Below are 17,999 nucleotides of genomic sequence, written 5' to 3' on the forward strand. Positions count from 1 at the left end.
CTTCCCCCAAACGAGTGCCTTGACTTTCCGCATCCGCGATATATCGTGAATAGCGGAAGACGCGATATGGCGCGTCGGGTCAGCATTACGTCGAGTCCAGACGCGTACTCGGTCTGGTCGGGTCGTTGGGAGGTCTGCACCATGTCCGAGTGGTCCGTCGCAGAGCCGAGGAAGCTCACCTTCGACGACCCCGTGACGGCGCTTCATGTGCGCGTCGTCAACGGAACAGTGAACGTCGTGGGGACCGACGAGGGTTCCGCCCGCCTGGAAGTCTCCGAGCTGGAGGGTCCGCCGCTGTTCGTGACCCAGCAGGACGGCACACTCACCGTGGCGTACGAGGACCTGCCCTGGAAGGGCTTCCTCAAGTGGCTCGACCGCAAGGGCTGGCGCCGCAGCGCCGTCGTCACGCTGGCCGTCCCGGTCGGCACCCCCGTCGAGGTGGGCGTCGTCGGCGCCGCCGCCGTGGTCTCCGGGATGGAGAACCGGGTGGCGGTCAAGGGCGTCACGGGCGACACGACCCTCGTACGGATCGCCGGCCCCGTCCGTGTGGAGACCGTCTCCGGGAGCCTGGAGGCCCAGGCCGTCACCGGCGACCTCCGCTTCAACTCCGTCTCCGGCGACCTGACCGTGGTCGAGGCCTCGGGCTGCTCCGTGCGCGCCGAATCGGTGAGCGGCTCGATGATCGTGGACCTCGACCCCAGGGGCACCCCCACCGACGTCCAGCTGTCGAACGTCTCGGGGGAGATCGCCATCCGCCTCCCGCACCCCGCGGACGCCGAGGTGGAGGCCAACACCGCCAGCGGCACGGTCTCCAGCGCCTTCGAGGACCTCCGGGTCAGCGGCCAGTGGGGCGCCAAGAAGATCACCGGCCGACTGGGCGCGGGCAACGGCAAGTTGAAGGCGATGACCGTCTCCGGCTCCATCGCCATGCTCCGCAGGCCGACGACGGAGGACGAGCCCCACGAGGACGGGTCGTCCGCTTCTCCGGAGACCCCGACCGACAAGAAGGTGCTCTGACATGCCTCCCGTCTTCGCCCACGGCCGCCTGCGCCTCTACCTGCTGAAGCTGCTGGACGAGGCCCCCCGCCACGGGTACGAGGTGATCCGGCTCCTGGAGGAGCGCTTCCAGGGGCTGTACGCACCCTCGGCAGGCACCGTCTACCCCCGGCTGGCGAAGCTGGAGGCGGAAGGGCTGGTCACCCACACCACCGAGGGCGGCCGCAAGGTGTACGCGATCACGGACGCGGGCCGCGCCGAACTGGCCGACCGCAGTGGCGAACTGGCCGACCTGGAGCTGGAGATCCGCGAGTCGGTCGCGGAGCTCGCCGCGGAGATCCGCGCCGATGTGCGGGGCGCCGCGGGCGATCTGCGCCGAGAGATGCGGGCCGCGGCCACCGAGGCGCGGCGCGGCGGCAAGGGCGGCTCGGGCGCCGGCACCGCAGAACACGAAGGCCCCGCAGGCGAGTTCGGGGACTTCGGAGACTTCCGTGACAAGGATTCGTGGCGGGTCGCCAAGGAGGAGATGCGGCGGGTCAAGCAGGAGTGGAAGGAACAGAACCGGCGCGCGAAGGACGAGAGCCGCCGGGCCCGCGACGAGGCGCAGCGCGCGCGGCGCCAGGCCAAGGAGGCGCAGGAGGAGATGCAGCGCATGGCCAAGCGGGTCCAGGAGCAGGTCCAGGACCGCTTCGCGCGCGGCGACTGGCCGAACGGGGTCCGTGAAGGCCTGAGCGAACTGGCCAAGGAATTCGGCGACTTCGGAAAGACCTTCGGCAAGGACTTCGGTAAGGACTTCGGCTTCGGCCGCGCGGGTGCGGCGGCCGACGGGTCGGCGAAGCCCGAGTACGCCGAGTACACGGACACTCCGGAGGACTTCCCCGCCGACTACACACCCTCCTGGGCCCACGAGGACTCCACCGGCGACCCGGCCCGTGACCTCGAACGCCTCCTGGACCGCTTCCGCGACGACATCCGCGACGCCGCCCGCGACCACGGGGTGACGGAGGACCAGCTCCGCTCGGCCCGGCGTCACTTGTCGACGGCCGCGGCGCACATAGGGGCCGCGTTGCGCACGCCGAAGAGCTGACGCCCCTCGCCGCCCGGGGCTTTCCGAGGCCCGAGGGGATCCCCCGGGCTCCGGCCGGGGGACCTCGGAGAAGCCCCCGGCGAAGCCCCCGGTTCCGGCCGCTCGCTCACCCCGCCTTGGCCTCCCCGCCGCCGTACAGCACGCGCGTGACCGCCTCATAGGTGACCCCGTGGTCGGCGAGCACCTCCGCCGGCACACCGGGCCGAGCGGTCAGGGCCATCAGCAGATGCTCGTCGCCGATGTGCCGGTCATGACGGGCGAGCGCGGCACGAAGGGACCGCGTCAGCACGTCCTTGGCTCCCGGGGCGAACGGCCGACGCCTGGAACGGCGCCCGCCGCCACCCCCGTTCCCCGATCCCAGCGCCCCGACCCCGTGGGCCTCCTCCACCCGGGAGACGATCTCCGAGAGGTCGATCCCGAGCCCGGAGAGCGCCTCCGTGTCGGCGCGGGAGAGCCCACCCCGCCGGCGCGCCTCGGCAAGCGAGCGTTCCATGGAGTCGCGACGACCGGCCGCCCCGAGCGAGGCCAGCGCGAACGACCCACGGCTGCCCTCCCGGTCGAGGAGGGCGAGAAGCATGTGCTCCTCGTCCACCGCCTCGGCACCCGTGCGTTCGGCGTGCCCGACCGCTCCCGCGACCACGGCCCGGGCGTCCTTCGTGAACCGCTCGAACATCACTGCCTCCCGTATTTCTTGTGCACGGCCTGCCTGCTCACTCCGAGTTCCGCGGCGATCTCCTGCCACGACCAGCCCTGATTGCGCGCGCTGCGCACCTGTACCGCTTCCAACTGCTCCAGCAGCCTCCGTAGCGCGGAGACGGCCCGCAGTCCGATCCGCGGATCGCGATCACCCGCACGCTCGGCGAGATCCGTTGCTTCGGTCATGATGTCAATCTAAGTTGACAGCAAGCGGGTGTCAACCCCAGTTGACAAACGGCACGCGAAACGGCGGGCCCGAATCCTCCCGAGCCCGCCGCGACCACCCTGCGCTGCACCGCACCTCGGCCCGAACGGCCGAGGACCTCTCAATCCCTCTCCCTCACCCCACCGTAAGAACGATCTTCCCGAACTGGTCGCCCGCCGCCAGCCGCTCGAACCCTTCCCGGGCCCGGTCCAGCGGAAGCACCTCATCGATGACGGGTCGCACCCCCGTGGCGGCGCAGAAGGAGAGCAGATCCTCCAGCTCGTCCTTGGTGCCCATCGTGGAACCGACGACCTTGAGTTCCAGGAAGAAGATGCGGGTGAGTTCGGCGTGCGAGGGGCGGTCGCCGCTCGTCGCGCCCGAGATGACCAGCGTGCCGCCGGGCCGCAGCGACTTGATGCTGTGCGACCAGGTGGCCGCGCCGACGGTCTCGATGACCGCGTCCACGCGCTGCGGCAGCCGGGCGCCGGACTCCAGCGCCTCCACGGCACCCAACTCGACCGCCCGCTTGCGCTTGGCCTCGTCGCGACTGGTGGCGAAGACCCGAAGACCAGCAGCCTTGCCGAGCACGATCGCGGCGGTCGCCACACCGCCGCCGGCGCCCTGGACGAGGACGGAGTCGCCGGGCCGTACTCCGGCGTTGGTGAAGAGCATGCGGTACGCCGTCAGCCATGCGGTCGGCAGACAGGCGGCCTCCTCGAAGGAGAGTTCCTTGGGCTTGGGGATGACGTTCCACGTCGGGACGGAGACCTGTTCGGCGAACGTGCCCTGGTAGCGCTCGGTGAGGATGGAGCGGGGCTCCTTCGGGCCGACCCCGTGCCCCGTCTGCCCGATGACCGAGTGCAGTACGACTTCGTTGCCGTCCTCGTCGACACCGGCCGCGTCGCATCCGAGGATCATCGGCAGCTTGTCCTCGGAGAGACCGACGCCGCGCAGGGACCAGAGGTCATGGTGGTTCAGGGACGCGGCCCTGACGTTCACGGTGGTCCAGCCCGGCCTCTGCTCGGGGGCCGGGCGCTCCCCCAACTCCAGGCCGGTGAGCGGCTGGTCACGGTCAATGCGGGCGGCGTAGGCAGCGAACATGACCTTGACGATAGGCTCCGCCCCCGCCCGGCGGAACCACGTCCCCCTGTGACACACGTCCCGCCACCCTCACGCTCCACGTCACACCGATCAACTGCGCGACCGGCCCCAGAAAGCAGGGCCCCGCCGGGAGCACCCCGGCGAGGCCCTGAATTCACGCGGCCGCGTCAGCGGCGGGCAACGCCCTCGGCCCGAGCAGCCGCGGCCACCGCCGCGGTCACCGCAGGAGCCACCCGCTCATCGAACGGCGACGGAATCACATAGTCCGCGGCAAGGTCGTCCCCGACGACCGCAGCCAACGCCTCCGCCGCCGCGATCTTCATCCCCTCGGTGATCCGAGACGCCCGCACCTGCAACGCCCCCGCGAAGATCCCGGGAAACGCCAGCACGTTGTTGATCTGGTTCGGGAAGTCCGACCGCCCGGTCGCGACCACGGCCGCGTATTTGTGGGCGATCTCGGGGTGCACCTCGGGATTCGGGTTGGCCATGGCGAAGACGAAGGCCCCCTCGGCCATCGACGCCACCGCCGGCTCCGGCACCGTACCCCCGGACACGCCGATGAAGACGTCCGCGCCCGAGAGCGCCGACTCCAGCGACCCCGTGAGCCCCGCCTTGTTGGTGATCCCGGCGAGCTCCCGCTTGACGTCGGTCAGGTCGTCCCGGTCCGCGGAGACGATGCCCTTGCGGTCCGCGACCGCGACGTCACCGATCCCCGCCTCCAGCAGGAACTTGGCGATGGCGACCCCGGCCGCCCCCGCCCCCGAGATCACCGCACGCAGATCACCCAGCGTGCGCCCGGTCAGCTTCGCCGCGTTCCGCAGCGCCGCCAGCGTCACGATCGCGGTCCCGTGCTGGTCGTCGTGGAAGACGGGAATGTCCAGCCGCTCCTGGAGCTTGCGCTCGATCTCGAAGCACCGCGGCGCCGAGATGTCCTCCAGGTTGACGCCCCCGAACGAGGGAGCGAGCCGGACCACGGTCTCCACGATCTCGTCGACGCCCGTGCAGTCCAGCGCGATCGGCACGGCATCCACCCCGCCGAACTGCTTGAACAGGATGGCCTTGCCCTCCATCACGGGAAGGGAGGCCTCCGGGCCGATGTCACCGAGTCCCAGCACCGCCGTACCGTCCGTCACCACAGCGACGACGGACGACTTCCACGTGTAGTCGTGGACGAGCTCGGGCTGCTCGGCGATGGCGCTGCACACCTTCGCCACGCCGGGCGTGTACGCCAGGGACAGGTCGTCCTTGTCACGGACGGGCACGGTGGCCTGCACGGCCATCTTGCCGCCACGGTGCAGCGCAAAGGCAGGGTCGAAGTCGAGGGAGTCGACGGAACCGTCGGAACCGACGGTGTCGACGGAGCCGGCGGAATTGACCGGTTCCACGTCGCCTTCAAGACCCGTACTGCTGTCGCTGCGAGGATTGACGATCTCCGCTGCCACTTTGTTTTACCCCTTAAGTCTTCATTGATTTGAGGGTGACCACTCCTGGTTGAGGGGTGGGCGGGCACCGCGTAACCCTGCCGCCGTGGTGGTGCGTACGGGCGGATACGCGACGGACGCGCCGCACACGCGCCCTGAGCCCCGGATGAGGGGTGTAGAGAACCTTCTTACCGGACGGACCAGGTCGGCGACGAGTCCATACCGCGAAGCTCACACGCCGGTGACATGACTCATACCTGGATATGTGGACAAGTCCAAGACATGACCTCAAGACACTACAAGTGCGGAGTAGTGACGGCCCGCATCGTGAGATGCGCCGAAGATCTTCCGGCCGGAAGGAGGGATTCCCGCACAAGGTCCGGCCCTGATGGAGCCGCCCGTGGCGGTTCGGGGGTCACCCGTTATCCGATTTTGACATAGCGAGTCCCCTGAAGCGCGTAGTCCGAATGGCAAGATGCCGTCATCACACGAGGTCGCGACACCCAAAGGTGTGTGTTCTCGTCGACCCATCGGCAACTCCCTCATCCGCCGGAGGAACCCACCATGACCGCAAGCTCCACCCGTCGTACGACCGCCGCGCAGTCCCGTATAGCAGCGGTCGGTGCGATCGCGGTCGCCGGGGCCCTGGTTCTCACCGGCTGCGGTGACCAGACCGACAAGAGCAGCAGTTCGGACACGTCGTCGTCCGCCTCGGCCCCGCTCGCCGACAAGCTCCCCAAGGACATCAAGGACGCGGGCGTCGTCAAGGTAGGTTCCGACATCGCCTACCCGCCAGTCGAGTACATGCAGAGCGGCAAGGCTGTCGGCATCGACCCGGACATCGCGGACGCCCTCGGCAAGCAGCTGGGTGTGAAGTTCGAGTTCCAGAACGGCAAGTTCGACCAGCTCATTGTCGGCCTGCAGTCCAAGCGGTTCAACGCGATCATGTCGGCGATGAACGACACCAAGGACCGCCAGAACGGCGTCGACTCGGACACCGGCAAGAAGGCCGGCAACGGCATCGACTTCGTCGACTACTTCACCGCCGGCACCTCGATCCTCGTCCAGAAGGGCAACCCCAAGGGCATCAAGACCCTGGACGACCTGTGCGGCCAGGTGGTCGCCCTGCAGAAGGGCACGACGTCCGAGGGCATCGCCAAGAAGCAGAGCACGAAGTGCAAGACGGACGGCAAGAAGGCCATCACGCTGCAGACCTTCGACACCGACCCCGAGGCGCTGCTCCGCCTGAAGCAGGGCGCGTCCGTCGCGGACCTGAACGACTTCCCGGTCGCGGCCTACAACGCCAAGACCTCGGGCGGCGGCAAGGACTTCGAGGTCGTCGGCGACCAGATCGAGGCCGGCCCCTACGGCATCGGTGTCAGCAAGGAGAGCACCCAGCTGCGGGACGCCCTCCAGGCGGCCATGAACGCGATCATCAAGAACGGCGAGTACACCAAGATCCTGCAGAAGTGGAACGTCACGGACGGCGCGGTGACCGAGGCCAAGATCAACGGCGGCTCCTGACCCTGCCTGACGCAACACTGAAGGGCAGTCACTGTGACTGACACTGTCGACAAGACCCCGGCGCCCGCCGTGCCGCCGGAGCAGATCAAGGCCATCCCGGTGCGCCACTACGGCCGCTGGGTGGCCGGCGCGGTGATCGTCGCGCTGCTGGTGCTGATCGGGATCGCGTTCTCCAACGCGAAGATCAACTACAGCATCATCCCGGACTACCTCACGGACAGCACGATCCTGTCCGGCGTCTGGCACACGCTGTACATCTCCGTGCTCGCCATGCTGCTCGGACTCGTCCTCGGCGTGATCCTCGCGGTGATGCGGATGTCGTCGAACCCGGTCACCAGCACCGTGGCCTGGTTCTACGTGTGGTTCTTCCGCGGCACTCCAGTGCTGGTGCAGCTGCTCCTCTGGTACAACATCGCGCTCGTGTTCCCCATCCTGAATCTGGGGTTCTACAAGGACGAGATGAACCAGGTGATGACGCCGTTCCTGGCGGCCCTGCTGGGTCTCGGCCTGAACGAGGCCGCGTACATGTCCGAGATCGTCCGGGCCGGCATCCAGTCCGTGGACGAGGGGCAGACGGAGGCCTCGCACGCGCTGGGCATGACCCAGGGCAAGACGCTGCGCCGCGTGATCCTCCCGCAGGCCATGCGGGTGATCGTGCCGCCGACCGGCAACGAGTTCATCAACATGCTGAAGACCTCGTCGCTCGCCTACGCGGTCCAGTTCAACGAACTCATCAAGCGAGCCCAGGACATCTCCAGCACCTCTCTCGCGGTCGTCGAGCTCTACTTCGTGGCATCGATCTGGTACCTGATCCTGACCAGCATCTTCAGCGTCTTCCAGTACTACTTGGAGCGCCGCTACGCCCGCGGATCGTCGCGCAACCTGCCGCCGACCCCGTTGCAGCGCCTGAAGAAGAACCTCCGTCTGTTCGGTTCCTTCCGCCGCCCGGAGGTGGCCCGATGACCAGTCTCAGCAAGGACGTCGCCAAGAACACGAGCGGCGGCCCGATGGTCAAGGCCGAGGGCGTGCACAAGTCCTTCGGGCTCGCGCACATCCTCAAGGGCATCGACCTGGAGGTGAACCCGCGCGAGGTGTTCTGCCTGATCGGCCCATCCGGCTCCGGCAAGTCCACCTTCCTGCGGTGCATCAACCATCTGGAGAAGATCAGCGCCGGCCGGCTGTACGTCGACGGCCACCTGGTCGGCTACCGACAGAGCGGCGACAAGCTCTACGAGCTCAAAGAGCGCGAAGTGGCCGCGCAGCGGCGGGACATCGGCATGGTGTTCCAACGCTTCAACCTCTTCCCACACATGACAGCGCTGGAGAACGTCATGGAGGCGCCGGTCCAGGTCAAGGGCGAGTCCAAGGCCGTTGCCCGGGAGCGGGCACAGCGCCTGCTGGACCGGGTCGGGCTCGGCGACCGGGTCGGGCACTACCCTTCCCAGCTGTCCGGCGGCCAGCAGCAGCGCGTCGCCATCGCCCGCGCGCTGGCGATGGAGCCCAAGCTGATGCTCTTCGACGAGCCGACGTCGGCGCTCGACCCAGAGCTCGTGGGCGAGGTCCTCGACGTGATGCGCGACCTCGCGGAGGACGGCATGACGATGATCGTCGTCACGCATGAGATGGGCTTCGCCCGCGAAGTCGGCGACTCGCTGGTGTTCATGGACGACGGTGTGGTGGTCGAGTCCGGCCACCCGCGCGAAGTGCTGACGAACCCCCAACACGACCGCACCAAGTCATTCCTGTCGAAGGTCCTCTGAAACGGAAAGGGTGCGCCGGACGGAAATCCGGCGCACCCTTTGTTCAACCTTCCTCGACCCTACCTTCCGGAAACATATCCGATGACAGCATTGGTGGGGTACTGGTCCGCGCCGTTAGCGCCGTTTCTGGCCACGACTGCGAAGTTGATGAAAATGTTCCGCCCCTCAGGGAAATCGTAGTCGCAGGTGACCGTCTTGCCCGCGCCCTTGGCGTTCTGGCACTCGCCCCGGTCCAGGATCCTGTTCCCGTTGCCGTTGTCCGCGACGTACCAGATCACGACCGAACGGAGCCCGTCGGCGTAGTTGTCGAGCACTTCGATCCGGTCGTCGGAGGAGTAGAAGCACGCGTACCCGGCCTTGGCGAACGGCTGGGTGCAGAACTTTGTCACCGCCGCGGACGCCGGAGTGGTGGTCGAGAGGACCATCCCCGCGGTGGCGGCTGCGGTACCCATCGCGGTCAACATTCGGCGCGTGCGCACGGAAATTCTCTTCACGCTAATCATGCTCCCCATTTTGCATAACACGGTCAGGACATGATCCTGACGAGCACACTTCAGCACGTCAAGAAATCCGGCCACATCTGAGGGAAACTTGAGCCTGGCCCGGAACCCCGGGCCACACCCCCAGGGATCGAATCGCCGGAAATCTGCAGCAATGGCCGTGGCGGCCAACAATTCCGCTATTCCAGCGCGAGGACGAGCGAGTCGGAGGGCGAGGACCGGACGGCGCGATTCTCCCCGAAGCCGGCCCAGCGCAGGGTGCGCGCGTGCCGGCACGATGCGGCGAGCATCGCGATCGGGCGACGCGCCCTCGGCCACCCGATCCGGCGACGGACGGCACCGCCCCGCACCCACCAGAGCGATGGGTGCGTGCATCGGACCGGCCAGGCTGGATCGGGTACTCCTGGGTGCGAGGAAACCCGCCCCCGCATCCCCGGACCACGCACAGGATGCGTGCCGCCTGGACGCGGAGCGAGAGCGGGAGACCAGCGTGCACAACACTGTTCGGGGCACGCGGCCGAGCAGCAGTCCTGACAGCAGGACTCCCTCCCGCTCAGCCCTCAGGAACGGTTCGCTGTGCAGTCAGTGGAGGGCCGTTGCATCAGGACGGCATCGCATACGAGTCGCACGCAAGTCGTACGGCAGCCTCGTGGGCCACTCCGGGTCCTCGAGGTCAACCGTGGGGCAGAAGACCTGATCGTCGCCACAAAGGTGTCCTTGATGATGGCCAGGAGCCCGGCCGCGATGCTTCCCGTGCCGCATGCGAAGTCGAAGACGCGCGGTTCGGAGCCGATGAGGGTCTCCACCGCGTCGAGCATCACCCGCAGTTATTCCTCGCGGTCGGGCATTTACCACTCCTATTGCTGGTCCCAGCCCCCTGCCAGGCGCCCCAGTCGGCCGATCGCAACTGCGCCGGCCCATCGCAAGCCCTCCTCGCGTACGCCACGTAATACCCTGGAAGCGCAATCAGCCGTTACCTGACCGCACGCACGACGATAGAGCGCCTCCGTAAGGACTACAAGTGGAACTGGCCTATTACTCGGATTACGCGGTACGCCTCGTCAACACCGAGGAGCCGGCCCGGGGCAAGGACTCGCTCACCTCGGTCGAGGCGGTCCGGGACCTCTTCGGAGGGAACGCCTCCGCGGCCCGCCGCGCCACGGACGCGGACGTCACCCGCTTCCGGTCGGTCCGCGCCCGGCTGCGCGCCGTCTTCGAGGCGGCCGACGGCGGCGACGAGACCCTGTCCGTGGACCTGCTGAACTCACTCCTCCTGGAGTTCCCCGTCAGCCCGCAGATCTCCGGGCACGACCACCGGGACGACGACGGGCGCCCGCTCTGGCACATGCACCTGGCGGACCACCCGTCGAACGCGACCGCGGGCTACGCGGCGATCGCCGCCATGGGACTCGCCTTCCACCTCACCGAGTACGGCGTGGACCGCCTCGGCCTGTGCGAGGCGGCCCCCTGCCGCAACGCGTACCTGGACACGTCGACGAACCGCTCCCGGCGCTACTGCTCGGACCGCTGCGCGACGCGCGCCAACGTGGCGGCCTACCGGGCCCGCAAACGCCTGGAGGCCGACCGGTCGGAGAGCACCGGCCTCGCGGCGCCGAGCGCCCAGCGGACGACCGCGAACGGCGAGCGCTGACCCGGTAGATGGGGCCGGTAGCGGAAACGCACCTTCCCGAGGACGAGGTCCTCGGGCACGGTTCCGTAGTCGGTGCTGTCCCCACCCGCGTAGGCGTTGTCCCCGAGCACCCACCAACCCCCCTCGCGCCGCTCCGCGATCCGCTTCACGACCAGCAGGTCCTGCTGGAACGGATGGCGCAGAACGACCACGTCACCAGGCCCGACCCGAGCCCCGTACTGCACGACGAGCCGATCTCCGTGCCGGAGCGTGGGCACCATGGAGGGCCCCGTCACCTCGGCCGCCCCGAACGGCAGCACGGCCCTCCCACGCTCGGTCTCCTGCGACAGCTCCGGCATCACCGGCACCTCCCCGGTCCATCCTCCACCAGTCCCAGTCTCACCCTGGACTTTTGTCCTAAGCCCATGGGGGCACTCGAGAAAAGACGTCTCCTACGGAGTAATGTCCCACCTGAGAAGACGATCACGAGGAAGGACAGCTCAATGCTCTCCCGCCTGTTTGCCCCCAAGGTCAAGGTCAGCGCGCACTGCGACCTGCCCTGCGGCGTGTACGACCCGGCCCAGGCCCGCATCGAGGCGGAGTCGGTGAAGGCCGTCCAGGAAAAGATGGCCGGCAACGACGACCCGCACTTCCAGGCTCGCGCCACCGTCATCAAGGAGCAGCGCGCCGAGCTCGCCAAGCACCACGTGTCGGTGCTCTGGAGCGACTACTTCAAGCCCCCGCACTTCGAGAAGTACCCGGAGCTGCACCAGCTGGTCAACGACACCCTGAAGGCCCTCTCGGCCGCCAAGGCGTCCACGGACCCGGCCACGGGCCAGAAGGCGCTGGACTACATCGCCCAGATCGACAAGATCTTCTGGGAGACCAAGAAGGCCTGACCTTTGGTCATACGGCTCGACCCGCGACCTGTTCGGTTTCTCCGGTCACGCGGTCCCTCTGCCCGCACCCGGCCCGCGGGGCGCCCGACACGGCGTCCCTGACGGTCCGGGTGCGGTCTTCTTTCACCGCCGCGTTCGAGGTCCTGGACCAGCTGGTGGGTGAACTCGCCGTCCGCAGTGACGAGTTCGCGGTCCTGTGGGAGCGTCATGACGTGGCGAAGACCACACGCGGCCGGATGCGCGCCGTCTCCAGCTGCTCGGCTCGCCGGCCTGCTCGTCGCCCCCGGCCCGTCGGCCGCGTCCCGTCAGCGGCCTCGACCCACCGGCCTCTGTCAGTGGCGCGTGCCATCCTGAAGAAATGACTCTGGAGGATCTGGTCCGGCTGCGCCGGGCACGCGACCGGATGGACCGCGAGTACGCGGAGCCGCTGGACGTCGCCGCGCTCGCGCGCACCGCGCTGATGTCACCCGGGCACTTCCAGCGGAGCTTCCGGGCGGCGTACGGGGAGACGCCGTACAGCTATCTCATGACCCGCCGAATAGAGCGGGCCAAGGCCCTGCTGCGGCGGGGTGACCTGACGGTGACGGAGGTCTGCCTCGCCGTGGGCTGTACGTCGCTCGGTTCGTTCAGCTCCCGCTTCACGGAGCTGGTCGGCGAGACCCCGAGCGCGTACCGGGCCCGGCCGCACGACCACGGCGCCCCCATCCCGCCGTGCGTGGCCCAGCGCCTGACCCGCCCGACCCGCCACCGCAACCCGGAAGCGGAACCGGGTACGCGCCTCTAGCGTGGGGCCATGGACCTGAAACTCTCACAGTGCTTCATCGCCGTGGACGACCATGACAAAGCGCTCGCCTTCTACCGGGACGTCCTCGGCCTGGAGGTCCGGGGTGACGTCGCCTTCGAGGGGATGCGCTGGGTGACGGTCGGCTCCCCGCTGCAGCCGGACGTCCAGATCGTCCTGGAGCCGCCCGCCGCGAGCCCGGACATCTCCCCCGCCGACAAACAGGCCATGGCCGAGCTCCTCGCCAAGGGCGTCCTGCGCGGTGTCATCTTCTCCACCGCCGACTGCGACGCCCTCTACGAACGCGTCCGCGCCTCCGGTGCCGATGTCCTCCAGGAGCCGATGGACCAGCCGTACGGCGTCCGCGACTGCGCCTTCCGCGACCCGGCGGGCAACCTCCTGCGCTTCACCGAACGCCCCGCTGCCTGACCCCGGCCACCCTCGCACCGGCGGCCGGGAGGCAGACTACGTCCGTGTGTTCCGTGGGAGCGGGTCACCCATGGAACGGAACGTCTGAAGTCCCGTAGTCCGAGGAGTCATCGATGCCGTCCGCGCGCCCCCGCGTCCTCTACGTCAGTGACCTGGCCTACCCGGCCAAGGGGCGGCGGTACTGCGACGAGGACATCTTCCTCACCTCCCGGCTGCGCGAGGAGTTCGACCTCGCCGTGTGCCACCCCCTGGACGCGGCCGCGCTGATGACCGGCTTCGACGCCGTCGTCGTGCGCAACAGCGGGCCCGTACTGCACTACCAGGCGCAGTACGACGCGTTCCGGAAGCAGGCGGTCACGGAAGGTGTCCGCGTGTACAACCAGCTGTCCGGCAAGGGGGACATGGCGGGGAAGGGGTACCTGCTGGATCTCACCGCGGCGGGGTTCCCGGTGATCCCGACCATCGACCGCGCGGACGACCTCGCCCGGCTTCCGGACGTCGACACCTACGTCGTGAAGCCCAAGCTGGGAGCGGACTCCATCGGCCTGGAGTTCGTACGGCGCGACCGGCTGCCCGAACTGTCGTACGGCAACATCCTCGTCCAGCCACGCATCGACTTCCGCTACGAGGTGTCCTTCTACTTCGTCGACCACACCTTCCAGTACGCCCTGTACGCGCCCCGCCCGGACGAGCGCTGGGCCCTGGAACCGTACGAGCCGACCGAGCGGGACCGGGAGTTCGCGCAGCGGTTCGTCGACTGGAACGACATCACGTACGGCATCCAGCGCGTCGACGCCTGCCGGGCCCCCGACGGCGAACTGCTCCTCGTGGAACTGGAGGACCTGAACCCCTATCTGTCCCTGGACGTCCTCACCCCCGACGCGCGGGACGCCTTCGTCTCACGGGTGAAAACGTCGTTGCGCGGGCTGATCGGACAGGAGACGGTACGAGCCGCACACGGCGTCTGAGAGGGAGCGGGAAGCGACCCATGGCTGATCCCATTCGATGGACCTACGCCTTCGTCGACCGGCCCATGAAGGACTTCGATCGCGCCTGCGGCTTCTGGACCGCGGTCACGGCGACGAAGCTGTCCGAACCGCGCGGTGAGCAGGGCGAGTTCGTGACCCTGCTGCCCGACGGCACCGACGCCTGCGTCAAGGCGCAGGGCGTCGACGCGGGCGACGGCGGCGCCCATCTGGACCTCGCCGTCGAGGACGTACCGGCGCTGGCGGAGTCGGCCCGGCAGCTCGGCGCCGAGATCGTCACCACCGAAGAGGACCTGGTCGTCCTGCGCTCCCCCGGTGGTCAGCCGTTCTGCGCGGTCCGTTGGCACGGCGAGTCGGCGCGGCCTGCGGTCGTCCCGGGTCCCGCCCGGGCCACCAGCCGCCTCGACCAGGTGTGCCTGGACGTGGCGCCCACCCGCTTCGAGGCCGAAGTCGCCTTCTGGAGCGCCCTGACCGGATGGGAGTCGCACCCCGGCGCGCTCCCGGAGTTCCACCTGCTCAGGCCGCCCGCCGAGCTCCCCTTCCGCATCCTCCTGCAACGCCTCGGCACCGCCCGCCCCGCCGCCGCCCACCTCGACATCGCCTGCTCGGACATCGAGGCGGTACGCGCCCACCACGAGCGGCTCGGTGCCGTGCTCGTCGGTCACGGCGCCCGCTGGGCCGTCATGCGGGACCCGGTCGGCGGCACGTACTGCCTGACCGGCCGGGACCCGGCGACGGGCAGCCTCCCGGCCCCGGCCTGATCCGAAGAACGAACCGGAGCGGACGACCCGGAGCGGGCGGCCCGAGGCGGACAGCCCTACGCGGGCTCCCACACCTCCACTTCCACCACGGCAGCCACCGGAATCGGCCCGTAGATGTGCGGGAACTCCTCGCCCCCGGGCTTGACCGCCTCGTAACGCACCGGCACGTCCAGCCGTTCGGGATCGATGACCAGGAGCACCAGCTCGTCGGGGCCGTCGTACCCGCCGTACAGGAAGGAGGCGACCCCGGGGACCTGGTGCCGCAGCGAGCAGTGGATGAAGCCCTCCTCCTGGAGGGTGCGGCCACGGGTGGACATCTCATACGCGCCGGACGCGCGCGCCGCGTCCCACAGGGAGCGCTCGGTGAGGTGCAACAAGGGTTCGGACATGCTGCCACGCTACGGCCTCGGCCGGGCCCGCTCAGATGTCTCCGGTGGCGTCCAGGATGGGGCGGATGACCACCGGGTAGTTCGTGGCGCCCTCGGGGCCGGGGCAGCGGGTGACGCGCTCGGCGATCTCGGTGACCCGATCCAGGCTCTCGCACTCCAGTACCCAGTAGCCGGCGATCAGCTCCTTGGTCTCGCTGTACGGCCCGTCGGCGATGACGGCCTTCCCGTCCTGCCCGGCCGTGACCAGGCGGGTCTGTGCCGGTTCGGCCAGTCCCTGCCCGTCGACGAGCTCACCGGACTCCGAAAGGTCGTCGTTGATCGCGCCCATGTACGCGTACATCGCCTGCAGCTCCTGCTCGCTCCAGGCCGGGGCGTGCGCGGAGCCCTTGCCCCGCATGCCCTCGTAGTCCGCCTGCGTGCCCTGCACCATCACCAGGTACTTCACGAGTCGGCTCCCTCGGCTTCCTCATTTTTCCGCGACGGACTCCCCGGTTTGCTCCCGGGGCTCCCCGGTGTCCCTGCCGGGTTCGGATCCGGTCCCGGGCACGGACCGGGACCGCGCGCCGCCTCCGGATCCCGCACCGCCGGACCCGGCTCCGGCTCCGGGCCGGCCGACGTACCTCTCGCACTCCGGGTTGTGGCAGGGGCCGGGACCCCATACGGGAACGAACGCGCCCAGCGTCTTGTGGCGCCGTACGACGGTGGTGACCGGCTGCCGGCAAACGGGGCAGACATGCTCATCGGTGCCCATGCATTCAGGGTAGGGCGAGTGACGCTTCGGCGCTTCCTGCTGTACGTCCGCAACGACGACGCCGTTCTCGCACTCGCCGTCCTCCGACGTGCCCGATCAGGCTCCCTGCCCGGGCTGCGGCTCGCGCCACATCGGCCACATCCGCGGACCGTCCGGCAGGTCGAGAGGACGCCCCGTGAGCTCGAAGCCGAGACGCTCGTAGAGCCGACGGCTGTCGGCGTTGCTCGCCTCCAGGTAGGCGGGCAGCCCCTCACGGTCGCACCGGTCGAGGACCGACCGGACGAGCGCGGTGCCGAGTCCCTCGCCCTGGCGCTGGGGCGCCACGCCGATCATCCACAGGTACTCGTGGGCGCGGCCCGCGGGGTGGATCCCGGCCGTCAGGCGGCCTATCAGCTCGACCCGCTCGTTGTCGGGGTCGACGGCCTCACGCAGCCGTGCGGGACCGTCGTCCTCGTCGTCGGCGTGGCCGGCGTCGGCGGGCACGGACAGCCACAGCGCGCACGCCGTGCCGTCCTCCGTGATGTCGACGCGGCCCTCGGCGAGCACGGCCTCGGTGAACATCCCCATCAGCCCGGGGTGCTTGGCACGGCGGTGCGCCGCGTCCGGAAAGACCCAGCCACTCACCGGGTCGTCCTGGAACGCCTCGTCGAGCAGCCGGACGACCAGCTCCCGGTCGCCCTCGTCCGCCGTCCGGATCACCACGCCCATGTCCCACCCTCTCGCCTCAACCGCCGCTGATCGTGCGGCTGTTGCAGCCTAGGGCCTGTCGGGGCACGAGTGGGGCGGGCCCCGCGCACCGTGGGGATGCGCGGGACCCGCTCCGGCCGGAGCCCGGGACCGTACGGAGGTCAGGTGCCGTACGGTCCCGGAGGCCCCGGGGTCTTCAACCGCCCTCCTGAAGAGTCGAACGGGTCATCCGAAGGTTCGAACGGGTCAGTTGCTGCGCCGCGTGACGAACTCCGCGAGCGCGAGGAGGCCGCCCGCCGCCTCCGGGTCGGGGATCGCCCGGGACAGCTCGTGCATCGCCCGGGACATCCGGTCGGCCGCCTGGAGCTGCGCCCAGTCACGGCCGCCCGCCCGCTCGACGGCCAGCACCGTGCGCTCCAACTCCCCTTCCTCGTAGGGAACTCCGTACAGCTCGGCGAGTTCCGTCGCCGCCGGGGTGCCGGAGGCGAGCGCGGCGACCACGGGCAGGGACTTCTTGCGGGCGATGAGGTCCGCCCCGGCCGGCTTGCCGGTGCGGCTCGGGTCCCCCCAGATCCCGATCACGTCGTCGATCAGCTGGAAGGCGAGCCCGGCCTCCCGGCCGAACGCGTCCAGTGCGTCGACGTCCTCCTCGTCCGCCCCCGCGTACAGCCCGCCGAGCGCGCATGCGCAGCCGAGCAGCGCGCCTGTCTTGGCCTCGGCCATGGCGAGCACTTCGTCGAGGGTGACCTCGGCGGGTCCGCGCTTCTCCATGGCCGTGTCCGCGTGCTGCCCCTCGCACAGCTCGACGACGCAGGAGGCTAGCCGGGCGGCGGCGGCCTGGGACGCGGGGTGCGAGTCCTCGGCGAGCAGCCGCTGGGCGAGCGCCTGCATGGCGTCCCCGGCGAGGATCGCGTCGGCGTCGCCGAACACGGTCCACGCGGTGGGGCGGTGTCTGCGGGTGGTGTCCCGGTCCATGACGTCGTCGTGCAACAGCGTGAAGTTGTGGATCAACTCCACGGCGGCCGCCGCCTGTACGGCGGCCGTGTGCTGACCGCCGAGCGCTCCCGTGGCGGTGAGCACCAGAGCCGGGCGGATCGCCTTGCCCGCGTTGCCCGCCGCCGGGGTGCCGTCCGCGTGCTCCCAGCCGAAGTGGTAGAGCGCGATCCGGCGCATGGATCCCGGCAGCGATTCGACGGCCCTGCGCAGCTCGGGGTCGACGGACGCCCGGGCGTACTCCAGGATGCCCGCCGCCTCCTGTCCGTCCAGCGGGCCGGGCGCGACCTGCCGATCCATGGGCCTCCCGTCCGCGGCCCCGCCGTCCGGGGGACCGCCGTCCGAGGGCCCGCCCTCCATGGGCTTGCCGATGAGACCCCGCCTGTCCAGGGTCTCGGCCGGA

General features: G+C 69.5%; 23 protein-coding genes and 1 pseudogene. 13 read left to right on the forward strand and 11 right to left on the reverse strand.

Translation table 11 applies throughout. The features are described 5' to 3' along the window. Positions 1–141 precede the first annotated feature (141 nt). Complete coding sequence (locus ACZ69M_RS21595; protein ID WP_470051934.1) at positions 142–1,017, forward strand: DUF4097 family beta strand repeat-containing protein; 876 nt, start codon at positions 142–144, stop codon at positions 1,015–1,017. Position 1,018: 1 nt separating this feature from the next. Beyond that, a complete protein-coding gene (locus tag ACZ69M_RS21600) occupies positions 1,019–2,083 on the forward strand; it encodes a PadR family transcriptional regulator (RefSeq protein ID WP_470051936.1) in 1,065 nt (354 codons plus the stop codon). 106 nt (positions 2,084–2,189) lie between these two features. Here the strand turns inward: ACZ69M_RS21600 and ACZ69M_RS21605 are convergent, their stop codons facing one another. From ACZ69M_RS21605 to ACZ69M_RS21620, 4 genes are all read right to left on the reverse strand, one after another. After that, complete coding sequence (locus tag ACZ69M_RS21605) at positions 2,190–2,756, reverse strand: Clp protease N-terminal domain-containing protein (protein ID WP_054236716.1); 567 nt, start codon at positions 2,754–2,756, stop codon at positions 2,190–2,192. After that, the gene (locus ACZ69M_RS21610) at positions 2,756–2,965 is read right to left on the reverse strand and encodes a helix-turn-helix domain-containing protein (protein WP_010984411.1); all 210 of its coding nucleotides are present in this window, start codon (positions 2,963–2,965) and stop codon (positions 2,756–2,758) included. Before ACZ69M_RS21610 ends, ACZ69M_RS21605 begins: the two co-directional genes overlap by 1 nt. Before the next feature lie 154 nt (positions 2,966–3,119). Then, positions 3,120–4,085, reverse strand: a complete 966-nt coding sequence (locus tag ACZ69M_RS21615) for a zinc-binding dehydrogenase (RefSeq protein ID WP_099920701.1) — start codon at positions 4,083–4,085, stop codon at positions 3,120–3,122. A 167-nt stretch (positions 4,086–4,252) separates the two neighbouring features. After that, positions 4,253–5,527 (reverse strand): NAD(P)-dependent malic enzyme, encoded by a 1,275-nt coding sequence (locus tag ACZ69M_RS21620; protein ID WP_470051938.1) that lies wholly within the window; start codon positions 5,525–5,527, stop codon positions 4,253–4,255. Positions 5,528–6,070: 543 nt separating this feature from the next. On the opposite strand from ACZ69M_RS21620, the gene ACZ69M_RS21625 reads away from it, so the two are divergent. The 3 genes from ACZ69M_RS21625 to ACZ69M_RS21635 are packed head-to-tail and all read left to right on the forward strand — an operon-like array spanning position 6,071 to position 8,790. Further along, the gene (locus ACZ69M_RS21625; RefSeq protein WP_470051940.1) at positions 6,071–7,030 is read left to right on the forward strand and encodes an ABC transporter substrate-binding protein; all 960 of its coding nucleotides are present in this window, start codon (positions 6,071–6,073) and stop codon (positions 7,028–7,030) included. A gap of 33 nt (positions 7,031–7,063) precedes the next feature. Continuing rightward, positions 7,064–7,993, forward strand: coding sequence for an amino acid ABC transporter permease (locus ACZ69M_RS21630; RefSeq protein WP_266431582.1), 930 nt, complete (start codon positions 7,064–7,066; stop codon positions 7,991–7,993). Next, on the forward strand, positions 7,990–8,790 hold the full coding sequence (locus ACZ69M_RS21635; RefSeq protein ID WP_470051942.1) for an amino acid ABC transporter ATP-binding protein: 801 nt from the start codon (positions 7,990–7,992) through the stop codon (positions 8,788–8,790). The genes ACZ69M_RS21630 and ACZ69M_RS21635 overlap by 4 nt, the downstream gene beginning before the upstream one ends. 59 nt (positions 8,791–8,849) lie before the next feature. Here ACZ69M_RS21635 and ACZ69M_RS21640 read toward each other — a convergent pair whose 3' ends face one another. Further along, complete coding sequence (locus ACZ69M_RS21640) at positions 8,850–9,242, reverse strand: hypothetical protein (protein ID WP_470051944.1); 393 nt, start codon at positions 9,240–9,242, stop codon at positions 8,850–8,852. Positions 9,243–9,557: 315 nt separating this feature from the next. Here ACZ69M_RS21640 and ACZ69M_RS21645 point away from each other — a divergent pair. After that, positions 9,558–9,824: pseudogene (locus tag ACZ69M_RS21645) on the forward strand (hypothetical protein); the annotation flags it as partial. Positions 9,825–10,311: 487 nt separating this feature from the next. After that, positions 10,312–10,941 (forward strand): CGNR zinc finger domain-containing protein, encoded by a 630-nt coding sequence (locus ACZ69M_RS21650; protein WP_470051946.1) that lies wholly within the window; start codon positions 10,312–10,314, stop codon positions 10,939–10,941. Here the strand turns inward: ACZ69M_RS21650 and sodX are convergent. Beyond that, entirely contained in the window at positions 10,845–11,279 is a 435-nt protein-coding gene (gene sodX, locus ACZ69M_RS21655) for a nickel-type superoxide dismutase maturation protease (protein ID WP_470051948.1), read from the reverse strand. The genes ACZ69M_RS21650 and sodX overlap by 97 nt on opposite strands. A gap of 144 nt (positions 11,280–11,423) precedes the next feature. Between sodX and sodN the strand changes: the two genes are divergently transcribed. The 6 genes from sodN (at position 11,424) to ACZ69M_RS21685 (ending at position 14,776) form a co-directional block, all read left to right on the forward strand. Continuing rightward, a complete protein-coding gene (sodN, locus tag ACZ69M_RS21660) occupies positions 11,424–11,819 on the forward strand; it encodes a superoxide dismutase, Ni (RefSeq protein ID WP_004983535.1) in 396 nt (131 codons plus the stop codon). 110 nt (positions 11,820–11,929) lie between these two features. Then, a complete protein-coding gene (locus ACZ69M_RS21665; protein WP_470051951.1) occupies positions 11,930–12,181 on the forward strand; it encodes an MmyB family transcriptional regulator in 252 nt (83 codons plus the stop codon). Continuing rightward, on the forward strand, positions 12,178–12,603 hold the full coding sequence (locus ACZ69M_RS21670; RefSeq protein WP_054228117.1) for a helix-turn-helix transcriptional regulator: 426 nt from the start codon (positions 12,178–12,180) through the stop codon (positions 12,601–12,603). The genes ACZ69M_RS21665 and ACZ69M_RS21670 overlap by 4 nt, the downstream gene beginning before the upstream one ends. Positions 12,604–12,612: 9 nt before the next feature. Next, positions 12,613–13,029, forward strand: a complete 417-nt coding sequence (locus tag ACZ69M_RS21675) for a VOC family protein (protein ID WP_403699554.1) — start codon at positions 12,613–12,615, stop codon at positions 13,027–13,029. Positions 13,030–13,142: 113 nt separating this feature from the next. Further along, complete coding sequence (locus tag ACZ69M_RS21680; RefSeq protein ID WP_470051953.1) at positions 13,143–13,997, forward strand: ATP-grasp domain-containing protein; 855 nt, start codon at positions 13,143–13,145, stop codon at positions 13,995–13,997. Between the two features lie 20 nt (positions 13,998–14,017). Continuing rightward, positions 14,018–14,776 carry a VOC family protein gene (locus tag ACZ69M_RS21685; protein ID WP_470051955.1) on the forward strand — a complete coding sequence of 253 codons (759 nt, stop codon included), beginning with the start codon at positions 14,018–14,020 and terminating at the stop codon, positions 14,774–14,776. Between the two features lie 56 nt (positions 14,777–14,832). Here ACZ69M_RS21685 and ACZ69M_RS21690 read toward each other — a convergent pair whose 3' ends face one another. From ACZ69M_RS21690 to ACZ69M_RS21710, 5 genes are all read right to left on the reverse strand, one after another. Then, positions 14,833–15,165, reverse strand: a complete 333-nt coding sequence (locus tag ACZ69M_RS21690; protein ID WP_470051956.1) for a DUF952 domain-containing protein — start codon at positions 15,163–15,165, stop codon at positions 14,833–14,835. 31 nt (positions 15,166–15,196) lie between these two features. Beyond that, on the reverse strand, positions 15,197–15,610 hold the full coding sequence (locus tag ACZ69M_RS21695; protein ID WP_470051958.1) for a YciI family protein: 414 nt from the start codon (positions 15,608–15,610) through the stop codon (positions 15,197–15,199). A gap of 21 nt (positions 15,611–15,631) precedes the next feature. Next, the gene (locus ACZ69M_RS21700; RefSeq protein ID WP_470051960.1) at positions 15,632–15,916 is read right to left on the reverse strand and encodes a hypothetical protein; all 285 of its coding nucleotides are present in this window, start codon (positions 15,914–15,916) and stop codon (positions 15,632–15,634) included. Between the two features lie 96 nt (positions 15,917–16,012). After that, positions 16,013–16,624, reverse strand: coding sequence for a GNAT family N-acetyltransferase (locus tag ACZ69M_RS21705; protein WP_470051962.1), 612 nt, complete (start codon positions 16,622–16,624; stop codon positions 16,013–16,015). Between the two features lie 225 nt (positions 16,625–16,849). Then, positions 16,850–17,896: a family 2 encapsulin nanocompartment cargo protein polyprenyl transferase gene (locus tag ACZ69M_RS21710; protein WP_470051964.1), complete on the reverse strand. Its 1,047-nt coding sequence runs from the start codon at positions 17,894–17,896 to the stop codon at positions 16,850–16,852. Between the last annotated feature and the right edge of the window lie 103 nt (positions 17,897–17,999).

The organism is Streptomyces sp. NPDC107454 (genome assembly GCF_055582885.1).